General features: G+C 76.1%; 9 protein-coding genes and 1 pseudogene. 7 read left to right on the top strand and 3 right to left on the bottom strand.

The genetic code is table 11. The features are described from left to right. The first annotated feature begins 116 nt into the window (after window positions 1–116). The 3 genes from AB0B41_RS40805 (at window position 117) to AB0B41_RS40795 (ending at window position 4,528) form a co-directional block, all read left to right on the top strand. Entirely contained in the window at window positions 117–1,868 is a 1,752-nt protein-coding gene (locus tag AB0B41_RS40805; protein ID WP_358212396.1) for an ABC transporter ATP-binding protein, read from the top strand. Beyond that, complete coding sequence (locus AB0B41_RS40800; protein WP_358212395.1) at window positions 1,865–3,721, top strand: ATP-binding cassette domain-containing protein; 1,857 nt, start codon at window positions 1,865–1,867, stop codon at window positions 3,719–3,721. The genes AB0B41_RS40805 and AB0B41_RS40800 overlap by 4 nt, the downstream gene beginning before the upstream one ends. Before the next feature lie 72 nt (window positions 3,722–3,793). Further along, the gene (locus AB0B41_RS40795; protein ID WP_358212394.1) at window positions 3,794–4,528 is read left to right on the top strand and encodes an ANTAR domain-containing protein; all 735 of its coding nucleotides are present in this window, start codon (window positions 3,794–3,796) and stop codon (window positions 4,526–4,528) included. Here the strand turns inward: AB0B41_RS40795 and AB0B41_RS40790 are convergent. The 3 genes from AB0B41_RS40790 to AB0B41_RS40780 form a co-directional block, all read right to left on the bottom strand. Further along, window positions 4,488–5,243, bottom strand: coding sequence for a GAF and ANTAR domain-containing protein (locus AB0B41_RS40790; RefSeq protein ID WP_358212393.1), 756 nt, complete (start codon window positions 5,241–5,243; stop codon window positions 4,488–4,490). The genes AB0B41_RS40795 and AB0B41_RS40790 overlap by 41 nt on opposite strands. 140 nt (window positions 5,244–5,383) lie before the next feature. Further along, entirely contained in the window at window positions 5,384–6,427 is a 1,044-nt protein-coding gene (locus tag AB0B41_RS40785; RefSeq protein WP_358212392.1) for a magnesium and cobalt transport protein CorA, read from the bottom strand. Window positions 6,428–6,463: 36 nt separating this feature from the next. Next, complete coding sequence (locus tag AB0B41_RS40780) at window positions 6,464–7,159, bottom strand: CAP domain-containing protein (RefSeq protein ID WP_358212391.1); 696 nt, start codon at window positions 7,157–7,159, stop codon at window positions 6,464–6,466. Window positions 7,160–7,181: 22 nt separating this feature from the next. Here AB0B41_RS40780 and AB0B41_RS40775 point away from each other — a divergent pair, with 22 nt between their 5' ends. The 4 genes and pseudogenes from AB0B41_RS40775 to AB0B41_RS40760 all read left to right on the top strand — a co-directional run. Further along, complete coding sequence (locus tag AB0B41_RS40775) at window positions 7,182–7,472, top strand: acylphosphatase (RefSeq protein WP_358212390.1); 291 nt, start codon at window positions 7,182–7,184, stop codon at window positions 7,470–7,472. Between the two features lie 65 nt (window positions 7,473–7,537). Then, window positions 7,538–7,948 (top strand): VOC family protein, encoded by a 411-nt coding sequence (locus AB0B41_RS40770; RefSeq protein ID WP_358212389.1) that lies wholly within the window; start codon window positions 7,538–7,540, stop codon window positions 7,946–7,948. 95 nt (window positions 7,949–8,043) lie between these two features. Continuing rightward, on the top strand, window positions 8,044–11,634 hold the full coding sequence (gene smc, locus AB0B41_RS40765; protein ID WP_358212388.1) for a chromosome segregation protein SMC: 3,591 nt from the start codon (window positions 8,044–8,046) through the stop codon (window positions 11,632–11,634). Window positions 11,635–11,701: 67 nt separating this feature from the next. After that, window positions 11,702–11,997: pseudogene (locus AB0B41_RS40760) on the top strand (signal recognition particle-docking protein FtsY); the annotation flags it as partial.

Below are 11,997 nucleotides of genomic sequence, written 5' to 3'. Positions count from 1 at the left end.
GGTCCCAACTCGGGTCCCAACTCGGGTCCACACTCATGTCTCGATCCGCCGGCTCACCGGCACCCCCTGTACGTGGTTCTGGACGTAGCCGCGGGGGTCCGAGCCCGGGAAGGCCCATGCGCCGATCCTCGACGGAGCCCACCGACCCCACCGCCTCCCGGCTGCTGTGGTCCGCGGCGCGCCACACCGCCGCCACCACCGCGGGCGCGGCGGCGGCCGCCGTGCTCGCCGCGACGAGCTCCCTGCTCGCACCCGCCGCCCTGGCCGCGGCCGTCGACTCCGTGCTCGCACCGCGGGCGGGCGCGGGCCCGTCCACGGCCGTGCTGCTCCTGCTCGGGGTCGTGGCGACGGGGGTGTCCGCCGCCGCCCTCGGCGCCCTGGCGACGACCACGGGCGTCGCCCGGAACACAGCGTGGCTCCGCCGCCGCGGCGTGGCCGGCCTGCTCGGCCGGGGCTCCTCCGGACCCGCAGACGTTCCGGCCGGCGACGCCACCGCCCGCCTCACGGGGGTCGCCGCGGCGGCCGGGCGCGTGCCGACGATGACCGTCGGGGTGCTCACCGGGATGCTCGTCGGCGTGGCCGCGGTGATCGCGCTCGCCCTGGTCGACGTGTGGACCGCGGTCGCGGTCCTGACGCTGGTGCCCGTGGGCGTCCTGCTCGCCCGCCGGTTCGCCCGCCGGACCGTCGGCGCCTTCACCGACTACCAGCAGGCCCAGGCGGCGGTCGCGGCCCGGCTCACCGACGCGCTCGCGGGGCGGCGGACGATCCGCGCCAGCGGCACCGTCGACGCCGAGATCACCCGCGTGCTGGCCCCGCTGCCCGCCCTGCGCGCGGCAGGCGCGCGGTTCTGGGCGCAGCAGCGCGATCTGGGCTGGTCCTTCGCCCTGCTCACCCCGGTGCTGCGGATCGTGGTGCTGGCGGTGGCCGGCTTCGGCGTGTCGCAAGAGCGGATGACCGTGGGGGCCGCGGTCGCCGCCGTCGGCTACACGGAGCTCGTGCTCGGTGGGGCACGGGCCGTGGACACCGTGCTGGAGATCGCGCAGTGCCGCGCCGCCGCGGCCCGCCTCGCGGCGATCGTCGACCGGTCCGCCCCGGGACCGGCGCCCGGGCCCCGGCGACCCGGCCCGGCGACCGGACCCGGCCGGGCGCGGCTGTCCGGGGTGACCGTCCGGCTCGGCGGCCGGACGGTCCTGGACGACGTCAACCTGTTGCTGGTCCCGGGGGGCTGCACCGCGGTCGTCGGCGCGTCCGGCTCGGGGAAGACCGTGCTCGTCGGCCTGTTCGGCGGGCTGTACCGCCCGGACGAGGGCGTCGTGCTGGTCGACGGCCGCCCGACCACCGACCTCGACGACGCCACGCTGCGGCGCACCGTCGCCTACGCCTTCGAGCGGCCCGCGCTGCCGGGCGCCACCCTCGCCGAGGCGATCGGGTACGGCAGACCCGACGCCGACGACCGGACCATCGCCGACGCGGCGCGCGCCGCCCGGGCGGACCGGTTCGTGGACATGCTGCCGCTCGGATACCGCACGCCGCCGGCGGGCGCCCCGCTCTCCGGCGGGGAGCTCCAGCGGCTCGGGCTGGCCCGGGCGGTGGCCCAGGACGCGCGCATCACGGTCGTCGACGACGCCACCGCGAGCCTCGACAGCGCAACCGAGGCCGAGGTCGAGCAGGCGCTCGCGACGGTGCTGCGCGGGCGTACCCGCGTGATCGTGACCCGGAAGGCCGTGACCGCGGCGGAGGCGCACCGGGTCGCCTGGCTGCACGAGGGCCGGATCCGCGCCTACGCCCCGCACACCGAGCTGTGGGCGGACCCGGAGTACCGGGCCCTGTTCGTGGCGGTCGGCGCCGCGGTCCCGGTGACGTCGTGAGGGCCGCGGCGGTGCCGGCGACCGGGCCGACCCCCGCTGTCGCCCTGCTCCGGGCCGGGATGCGCGGGACGCGCCGGGCCTGGGCCGGGCTCGTCCTGTTCAGCGCGTGCGAGGCGGTACCGGCCGTGCTGACCGGACGGCTGGTCGCCACCGCGCTCGACGACGGCTTTCTCGCCGACCGGCCCGGGCGCGGGATGACCCTGCTGGCGGTGCTCCTCGGTCTGGCGCTGTGCGGGGCCCTGGCCACCCGCCAGGTCGTGCCCCGGGTGGCTCGGATCGCCGAGGCCCAGCGCGACCACCTCGTGCGGTACGTGGTGACCGCGACCCTGCGCACGGCCGTCGCCGGGACCGGCCCGGCGCACGACGGCGGCGACGCCGCCGCCGTCGCCCGGCTCACCGGGCAGGTGGAGAGCGTGCGCCTCACCGGCGCGGCCCTGCTGCGCACGGCCCGGCAGGTCGTCGTCGCACTCGTCGCCGGCGTGGCCGGGCTCGCCCTGCTGTCCCCGGTGCTGCTCGTCCTCGTGCTGCCGCCGCTGGTGGCGGCGCTGCTCCTGTTCGGTCGGCTGCTGCGGCCGCTGGCCCACCGGCAGCGCCGCACCGTCCTCGCCGAGGAGGCCATCGCCACCGAGGCGGCCGGGGTCCTCTTCGGCCTGCGCGACGTACTGGCCTGTCAGGCCGGGCACCGCGCCGCCGACGTCCTGCACTCGCGCATCGACGAGCAGGTCACCGCCGCCCGCGCCCTCGGGCGCGCCTCGGTGCTGCGGGTGCTGGTCGTCGCGCTCGGTGGCCAGGTGCCGTTGGCAGCCCTCCTGCTGGCCGGACCCCTGCTGGTCGGCAACGGGCTGCTCACGGCCGGCGAGCTCGTCGGGGCCGCGAGCTACCTGCTCGTGTCGCTCGGCCCGGCGCTCTCGTCGCTGGTCCAGGTCGTGGGCAGCATGGCGCTGCAGCTCGCCGTCACCGTGCGGCGGCTGGCGGAGCTGGGAGCCACGACCGGCGGGGCGGGCAGCGCGGCGGGAACCGAGCCGGAGACCGTGCCGGCCCCACGCCCCGCCGCGACGCTCGCCTGGCCGCGCCGCCGGCACGCGACCGCGCGGGGGCTGATCGGCGTCCCACCCGTGCGCGCGGACGTCCGGGCCCGGGGGCTGACCTTCGCCTACGGGCCGCACTCCGCCCCGGTCGTCGACGGCCTGGACCTGGACCTCGCCGACGGCGAGCACCTGGCGGTGGTGGGGCCGAGCGGCGGCGGCAAGTCGACGCTCACCCAGCTCCTCGCCGGGCTGCTGGTGCCTACGCGCGGCGAGGTACGGCTGGGCGGGGTGCCGCTGGGCACGCTGCATCCTCGGGTCCGGCCCGCCGCGATCACGCTGGTGCCTCAGCAGGCGTACCTGTTCCGGGGCACGGTGGCGGAGAACCTCGCCTACCTCACGCCGTTCGCCGCTCCGGCGGCGATGCACCGCAGCGTGCGGGCGGTCGGCGCCGAGGAACTGGTCGACGGCCTGGGCGGCTACCGCGCCGAGATCGTGCCGGCGGCGCTCTCGGCCGGGCAGCGCCAGCTCCTCGCGCTGGCCAGGGCCCATCTGTCCCGGGCGCGCTTCTGCATCCTCGACGAGGCCTGCTGTCACCTCGACCCCGCCGCCGAGCAGGTCGCCGAGCAGGCCTTCCGGGAGCGCGGCGGGACACTGCTGGTCGTGGCCCACCGGTCCGGCTCGGCCTCGCGGGCCGATCGCGTCCTGCTGCTCGACGGCACCCGCACCAGCCTTCGCACACCCGGCGGACCGGGTGAAACGCCTTCACCCCCGGTGGTGACACGCGCTCGATTCGAGCGCGGCGGCCTGACCGGTCTGGTTCACTGACGGACGTCATCACGGGATCGTCGAGGCCCAGCGCGGTTCCGTGCCGCACCCGTCGTCCGACAGAGGGTCCGCATGGCCGACGATGCCGGTACCGCGGGGGACCGGCGTTCGCGCGTCTGGTCCCTGATCGCCGCCGCCGCGGAACGGCGCGGGTCGCCCACCGTCGGGCCCGAGGACGTGTGCCGCGCGTGCGCGGACGACCTCGGCGTGGACGGCGTCGCGCTCACCGCGGTCAGCCCGCGCGGGCGCCAGCTGCTCGCCGCCACGGACGCCCGCAGCCGCGCCGCCGAGGAGTGGCACCAGGCGAGCGGCCGGGGGCCCGCCGTCGAGGCGGCGGAGGACAGCGCGGTGGTCGTCGCGGACGGCTCGACCGGGCCGGGCACCTTCGCGGACTTCGCGGCCCGGGCCGGCGTCGCCGGGTTCGCCGCCCTCCCCGTCCGGGTGGGGACGGTCGTCGTCGGCACCCTGACGCTGGTGAGCGGCGCGTCGCTCGCCTCCGCACCGGAGGTCCTCACCCGTGCCGCGGCCTTCGCCGACGCGGCGGGGGCGGTCCTCCTCGGTGAGCCGGCGGGGGACGGCGTGGTGGGCGCTCCCGGTCCGGACGACCGGGACCGGGGCGTGGCCGACGCGGACCAGGCGGTGGTGCTGCAGGCGACCGGAATGGTCGCGGTCCAGCTCGGGGTGGACGTCGACGAGGCCCAGCGGCGGCTGGGGGCCTACGCCGGCGAGCGCGGCACGACCCTCGTCGAGGTCGCCCGCGCCGTCGTCAGCCGCACACTGCGCATGGGACCGGATTCGGCGCCGTGAGCCCGTGCACGTCCGGCCCGGCCGGCGTGTCGACGATCGCGGCCGCCAGGCCGTGCACGGTGCGGCGGTAGCGCCGGGCATGGGAGCGGAGCCGCTCGAAGGCCTCCTGCGGGTCGATGCGCATCCGCTCGGCGAGCATCCCCTTCGCCTGTTCGACGACGATGCGCCGGTCGAGCGCCTCCTGGAGCTGGCGCGCGAGCACCTCGTGGTGCCGGCGGGACCGCTGCTGGAGCACCCCGACCGCCGCGGCCGCGGCGAGCGCCTCCAGCGCGTCCACCGACCTCGGCGGAAGCTCCGGGCCCTCGCGCAGGTAGAGGCTCACCGTGCCGACCCCGACGTCGTGCCGGCGCAGCGGGACGGCGTGCACCCCGCGGAAACCCGCCCCGACGACCGCCGCGGCGAATGCGGGCCACCGCGAGCTCGAGGAGGTCAGGTCGCCGACGTGCACGGTGCGGCCGGACCGGTAACAGGTCAGGGTCGGGCCCTGCCCGTACCGGTCCTGGACGGCGTGGAGCATCCGCCCGGCGGGCTCGGTCGCGGCGGCGAACCGCAGCCCGCCCTTCGGCGCCGCGAGCGCCACGCCGGTGCAGCCGACCCCGGCCAGTTCGCCGGAGCGGCGGGAGAGCCGGCCGGCGAACTCGTCCTCGTCGAAACCGCCACCGACCGTGTCCGCGAATTCGAGAAGTGCCTGTGCGAGCCATCGCTCGTCCCACATCGGTCCCCCCGACCACGACACCGCCTGGGCGCGTGGACGCCTCCGCGCGCTTAGCCGACTACTCGGCGCGGGCGCCTCGGACGTTTCGTTCCCTTGGACGCAAAAAACGCCGTCTGACCTGGGGGAAGATCGTGTAGGTCCTACAGCCAGCCGCGTCGCTTGAATAGCACGTACAGAAGCAGCCCGAGGAGCAGCATCAATCCGATCGCAAAGGGATAACCGAAAGGCCACCCTAACTCGGGCATGTGCGTGAAGTTCATGCCGTACACGCCCGCGATCAATGTCGGCGCGAAGAGGATGGCCGCCCAGGAGGACACCTTCTTCATCTGCTCGTTCTGCACGTACCCGGCCTCGGTCAGGCGGGTCATCTCGTCGTTCTGCCGCTGCGCGACGAGCGTCGAGTTGACGGTGAGGATGTTCGCGAGCAGGTCGCGCAGGCCCTGCGTGCGCTCGCGGGCCCGGGTGGCGTGGTCCTGGACGTCGCGCATGAGCCGGCGCAGCTCGAGGTCCGGGGTGGTGCTCTGCTTGCCGAAGCGGGTGCGCAGCTCGTCGAAGATCTCCGCCAGCGGGTCGACCGCCCGCTGGAACTCGATGACCTCGCGGGTGAGCTGGTAGATGCGCCGCGAGACGGCCGGATCGGCGTTCCAGACCTGGCTCTCGATCTGGTCCACGTCGTCCTGCAGCCCGTCGAGCACCGGCCCGTAGTCGTCGACGACCTTGTCGAGCACGGCGTAGAACACCGCGAACGGGCCGTGCGCCATCAGCTCCGGATCGCGCTCGAGCCGCTGCCGGACCTCGGCGAGGTCGGGCTCCTCGGCGTGCCGCACGGTGACCACGAAGTCCGGGCCGAGGAAGAGGTGGATCTCACCGATCTCGACCTCCTCCTCCTCGTCGACGTACCGGGCGGGGCGGAGCACGGCGAACTCGGTGTGGCCGTACCGCTCCAGCTTGGGGCGCTGGTGGCCGTGCAGGGTGTCCTCGACGGCGAGCTCGTGCAGCCCGAACTCGTCCTCGACGGCCTTGATGTCCTCGGGTCCCGGCCGCAGCAGGCCGATCCAGCAGAAGGTGGCCCGCCCGTCCCCGCACCGCTGGAGGGTCTCGACGGTCTGGTCGAGCGTCTCGGGCTCCTCGGCCCGACGGCCGTCGACGTACACCGCGTTGTCCACGACGGACAATGAGGACACCTCCCACCTGCGACTGCCGCCCGGAGCCTACGTGGGTCAGCGGCCGAAGTCCTGGGTCCAGTAGTACCCGTCGGCCGCGAGTCCGACCCCGATCGTGGTGAGCGAGCAGTCCTCGATGTTGCGGCGGTGGCCGGGGGAGTTCATCCATGCCTCGACCACCGCGGCCGAGGTGCGCTGGCCCATGGCGATGTTCTCGGCGCCGGGGGAGGGGTAGCCGGCGGCGGCGATGCGGTCGGCGAACCCGCGGCCGTCGGGGCTGTCGTGGTCGAAGTAGTCCTGTGCCGCCATGTCGTCGCTGTGCCCCTGGGCGGCGCGGGTGATCCGGGCGTCGGTGGTGAGGGCGCCGCCGCCGGCGGCGGCGCGGGCCCGGTTGGTCAGCGCGACGACCTCGGCGACCGGTCCGGCGGCGGGGCGCGGCGCGGTGATCGGCGCGGGCCGGGTGGTGGTCGGTGTCGGACGCGGCCTCGTGGTGGTGGTCGGCGCGGGCGTCGTGGTCGGCGGGACCGTCGTGGTGGTCGACGCCGGCGCCGCGACCGGGAGCCGCGTGGTCGTCGGCGGCGGGGCCGGTCCGGAGGTGGCGGTGGTCGTCGGCCCGGGGGAGGTGGCCCCGGCGAGCGCGACGGACCAGGCGTCGGGCACGAGGGCCGTGACGCCGAGAGCCGCGAGCAGCGCCCCGAGGGCGAGCCCGGCCAGGAGGGGGAGCGCCCGCGTGCGGGGCACCGGACCGGTCACGGCCCGGTAACGTAGCAAGGCGATGAGCAGCAACGACGATTCGACCGTTCGGCTCACCGCATGGGTGCGGGGCCGCGTGCAGGGCGTGGGTTTCCGCTGGTGGACGCGGTCGCGGGCGCTGGAGCTGGGGCTCGTCGGGCAGGCCCGCAACCTCGACGACGGCCGGGTCGCGGTGGTCGCGGAGGGTGACCGGGAGCGGTGCGAGCGGCTGCTCGGCCTGCTGCGTGGCGGGGAGACACCCGGGCGGGTCGAGGAGGTCGTCGAGCAATGGGGCGACCCGAAGGGCGGGTTCGCCGGGTTCGTCGAGGCCTGAGCGTCGATCTCCTGTCGGTCCGCGGGTCTACGGTGCGTCGCACACCGTCCCGGAGGAGGCACCGCATGGCCGTCACGCTGAACCCCTACCTGCACTTCGACACCGAGGCCCGCGCCGCGATGGAGTTCTACCGCTCCGTCCTCGGCGGCGACCTGCAGGTCAGCACCTTCGGGGACATGGGGGCCGAGGGGCCCGTCCCGCCGCCGGAGGGCGTCATGCACGCGCAGCTCACCACGCCGGACGGGTTCCTGCTCATGGCGTCGGACGGCGACGCGGAGCGGGCGGCCGGGCGCACCGCCGTCTCGGTCAGCCTGTCCGGGGACGACGAGGCGAAGCTCGCGGGCTGGTTCACCGGCCTCGCGGAGGGCGGCGTGGTGGAGGTGCCGTTCGAGAAGCAGATGTGGGGCGACAAGTTCGGCATGGTGACCGACCGGTTCGGGGTGCGCTGGCTGGTGAACGCCGCGACCGCCTCCTGACCCGTCCCGGGGCCCGCGCCCGCGCGGGCCCCGGGACCGTCGGTGCAGGCCGGTACGCTCCGCTCACCCCCCGAGACATCCCGGAGACCGCCGCCGTGCACCTCAAGAGCCTGACGCTGAAGGGCTTCAAGTCCTTCGCCTCGGCCACGACGCTGCGCCTGGAACCGGGGATCACGTGCGTCGTCGGGCCCAACGGGTCCGGCAAGTCCAACGTCGTCGACGCGATCTCCTGGGTGCTCGGCGAGCAGGGGGCCAAGGCGCTGCGCGGGGGGAAGATGGAGGACGTGATCTTCGCCGGCACGTCCGGCCGGCAACCGCTCGGGCGCGCCGAGGTCACGCTCACCATCGACAACTCCGACGGTGCCCTGCCGATCGAGTACTCCGAGGTCTCGATCACCCGCCGGATGTTCCGCGACGGGGCCGGCGAGTACGAGATCAACGGCAGCTCCTGCCGGCTGCTCGACATCCAGGAGCTGCTCTCGGACTCCGGCATCGGCCGGGAGATGCACGTCGTGGTGGGGCAGGGCCAGCTCGACGCGATCCTGCGCTCCAAGCCGGAGGAGCGGCGCGCCTACATCGAGGAGGCCGCGGGCGTCCTCAAGCATCGCAAGCGCAAGGAGAAGGCGCTCCGCAAGCTCGACGCGATGCAGGCCAACCTCACGCGGCTCACGGACCTCACCGCCGAGCTGCGCCGCCAGCTCAAGCCGCTGGGCCGGCAGGCGGAGATCGCGCGCAAGGCGCAGCAGGTGCAGGCAGAGCTGCGGGACGCGCGGATCCGGCTCGCGGCGGACGACATCGTCACCCTGCGGGACGCGCTGGCCCGCGAGGAGGCGGACGAGCAACAGGCCCGCGAGCGCCGGGCCGAGGTGTCCGAGCAGCTCGACGTGGCCCGCGCGCGGCAGGGCGAGCTGGAGGAGGCCCTGGCGGCCGACGCGCCGCGGCTGCAGCGCGCGCAGGACACCTGGTACTCGCTGTCGTCGCTGGCCGAGCGGCTGCGCGGCACCGTGCGGCTGGCCGAGGAGCGCGCCCGGCACCTCGCCTCCGCGGAGTCCGGGCGCACGCCGGGGCGGGACCCGGACGAGCTGGAGGCCGAGGCCGACCTCGTCGCCGAGCAGGAGGAGGAGCTGGTCGCGGCCGTGGTCGAGGCCCGGCAGCGGCTCGCCGAGGTGCTGGAGGAGCGGGCCGAGCACGAGCGCACCCTGCAGGCCGCCGAGCGCGCGCACATGGCCGCGGTCCGGGCGATCGCCGACCGCAAGGCCGGCCTCGCGACGCTCGCGGGCAAGGCCGAGGCGCTGCGCAGCGGGGCGGCCGCCACCGCCGAGGAGATCGAGCGGCTGTCCGAGGCGCTCGGCGAGGCCGAAGCCCGGATCGTCACCGCGGCCGAGGAGCTGGAGGCCGCGCGCGAGCAGCTCGGTGTCCTCGACGAGGCGGACTCGGGCGAGCCGGCGGCGCTCGTGGAGGCCGCCCTCGAGGCGCAGGAGTCGGCGGCGGCCCGGGTCCGCGAGCTCGTCGCGCAGGAGCGGGAGCTGGAGCAGCAGCGGGCCCACTGGCGGGCGCGGGTCGACGCCCTGTCGGTCGGGCTCGCGCGCAAGGACGGCAGCAGGGCGCTGCTCTCCGGCGAGCGGGCGGGGGTCGTCGGCGCCGTCGCCGAGCTCCTGGAGGTCGCGCCCGCGGCCCGGACCGCGGTCGCGGCCGTGCTCGGCGAGCTGGCCGAGGGGGTCGCGGTGGAGTCCGCAGGCGCGGCGGTCGACGCGCTGCGCGAGCTGCGGTCGGGGGACCACGGGTCCGCGACGCTGCTGGTGGGCGGGGACCGTGCTGCTCCCGAGGCGGGGCTCGTCGATCTCCGTGCTCCCGCGGCCGGGGCCCCGCCCGTCGGGCGGTGGGCCGCGGACGCGGTGCGTGCTCCGGCGCGGCTGGCGGCCGCCGTCGCGTCGCTGCTCGAGCGCGTGGTGCTGGTCGACTCCCTCGACGAGGCCCGGACCGTGGCAGAGGCGGGGCTCGTCGCCGTCACGCCCGAGGGGGACGTGCTGGAGGCGTTCCGGGCGCGCGGCGGGTCCGGCGGCGGCTCGAGCGCGCTCGAGGTGCAGGCCGCGGTCGACGAGGCCGTCGCCGCCCGCGACACGAACGACGCCGAGCTCGCCCGGCTGCGCCCCGCCCTCGACGGCGCGCGGGCCGAGGAGGCCGCGCGGAAGGCGGACGTCGAGGCCGCCACGGCCGAGCGCCGGGCCGCCGAGCAGCGGCGCGCGGCGGCGGGCAGCCAGCTCGGCCGGCTCGAGCAGGTCGTCCGGTCCGCGGAGCAGGAGGCGCAGCGGCTGCGCCAGCGGCGGGACGCGGTGGAGGCCCGGCGGTCGGAGTCCCTGCTGGCGCTGGAGGCGGCCGAGCAGCAGCTCCTGGTCGCGGAGGGCGAGCCGGTCGACGACGAGCCGGACACCGAGGTCCGCGACACCGCCGCGGAGAAGCTGGCCGAGGCCCGGTCCGAGGAGGTGGAGTGCCGGCTGGCGCTGCGCACCGCCGAGGAGCGGGCCCGCGCGATCGCCGGCAAGGCGGACTCGCTGCGGCGGCAGGCGTCGTCGGAGCGGCAGGCCCGGGCCCGCGCGGAGGCCGCGCGGCGCGAGCGGGAGCGCAGCGCCGCCGTCGCCGACCTGGTGGTCGGAGCCGGTGCCCGCGCGCTGGAGCGGATCGAGGTCTCCCTGGGTTCCGCGGCCGCCGAGCGGGACGAGGTCGCCGCCGCCCGGGCCGAGCGGGAGGCCGCGCTGACCGAGGCCCGGGCCACCACCGGGCGGTTGTCGGCGCTGCTCGACAAGCTGGTCGACGCCGTGCACCGGGACGAGGTGGCCCGCGCGCAGTCCCGGCTGCGGCTCGAGCAGCTCACCGAGAAGGCGCTGGCCGACCACGGCATCGCCGTCGACGACCTGGTGGCCGAGTACGGGCCGTCGGTCGGGGTGCCGCCGTCGCCGGCCGAGGTCGCGGAGTACGAGGCGGCGAAGGAGCGCGGGGAGGACGTCGTCGCCCCGCCCGCCATGCCCTACGACCGCGCCGCGCAGGAGCGGCGGGCCAAGCGCGCCGAGAAGGACCTGGCGCTGCTCGGCAAGGTCAACCCGCTCGCGCTGGAGGAGTTCGCGGCGCTCGAGGAGCGCTACACCTTCCTCTCCACGCAGCTCGAGGACCTCAAGAACACCCGGCGCGACCTGCTCACCGTGGTCCGCGAGGTCGACGACAAGATCCTCGAGGTCTTCACGCAGGCGTACGAGGACGTCGCGCGGGAGTTCGAGACGGTCTTCGCCACGCTCTTCCCGGGCGGCGACGGCCGGCTGGTGCTCACCGACCCGTCGGACATGCTGACCACGGGCATCGAGGTGGAGGCGCGCCCGCCGGGCAAGAAGGTCAAGCGGCTGTCGCTGCTCTCCGGCGGGGAGCGCTCGCTCACCGCGATGGCGCTGCTGGTCGCGATCTTCCGCGCGCGCCCCTCGCCCTTCTACGTGCTCGACGAGATCGAGGCCGCCCTCGACGACGCCAACCTCCGCCGGCTCATCTCGCTGATGGAGGAGCTGCGCGCCACCTCGCAGCTCATCGTCATCACGCACCAGAAGCCGACCATGGAGGTCGCCGACGCCCTCTACGGCGTCTCGATGCGGGGCGACGGCATCACGACCGTGATCTCGCAGCGGCTGCGGCCGGCCTCCTGAGCGCTGCCGCCGGGCGGTTCGCCGACCGCGGCCGGTGGGGTGGCACCGGGCGTGCAAGGCTGGGGGTGTGACGACGCAGACCCTCTGGATCATCGTGGTCGTGGTCGCGGTGGTCGTGCTGATCGCCCTGGTCGCCGGCCTCACGATCAGCCGCAGGCGCAGGATCAGCCTGCGCGAGTCCGAGGAGCTCGAGACCCCGGCCGCCGAGGAGAAGCCCAGGCAGGGCAACACCTACACGGCCAGCGGGGGCTTCGACTTCTCCGCCGGCAGTGGGGGCGGGACCGGCACGCCGACGCTGCCGCCGCGCACGGAGCCCGGCCCCGACCTGGCGCCGCCCGCCCGCGAGCGGGAGCCCGAGCCGCG

Origin of the sequence: Pseudonocardia sp. NPDC049154 (assembly GCF_040648315.1) — a bacterium.
GTDB lineage: Bacteria > Actinomycetota > Actinomycetes > Mycobacteriales > Pseudonocardiaceae > Pseudonocardia.
Note: the sequence above shows the minus strand (reverse complement) of the source record. Positions and strands in the feature narration are given on the sequence as shown.

Excerpts from the sequence above, each read along its gene's own strand:
- AB0B41_RS40805 (WP_358212396.1), top strand. The coding sequence starts at position 117 with ATGCGCCGATCCTCGACGGAGCCCACCGACCCCACCGCCTCCCGGCTG.
- AB0B41_RS40795 (WP_358212394.1), top strand. The coding sequence starts at position 3,794 with ATGGCCGACGATGCCGGTACCGCGGGGGACCGGCGTTCGCGCGTCTGG.
- AB0B41_RS40790 (WP_358212393.1), bottom strand. The coding sequence starts at position 5,243 with ATGTGGGACGAGCGATGGCTCGCACAGGCACTTCTCGAATTCGCGGAC.
- AB0B41_RS40775 (WP_358212390.1), top strand. The coding sequence starts at position 7,182 with ATGAGCAGCAACGACGATTCGACCGTTCGGCTCACCGCATGGGTGCGG.
- AB0B41_RS40770 (WP_358212389.1), top strand. The coding sequence starts at position 7,538 with ATGGCCGTCACGCTGAACCCCTACCTGCACTTCGACACCGAGGCCCGC.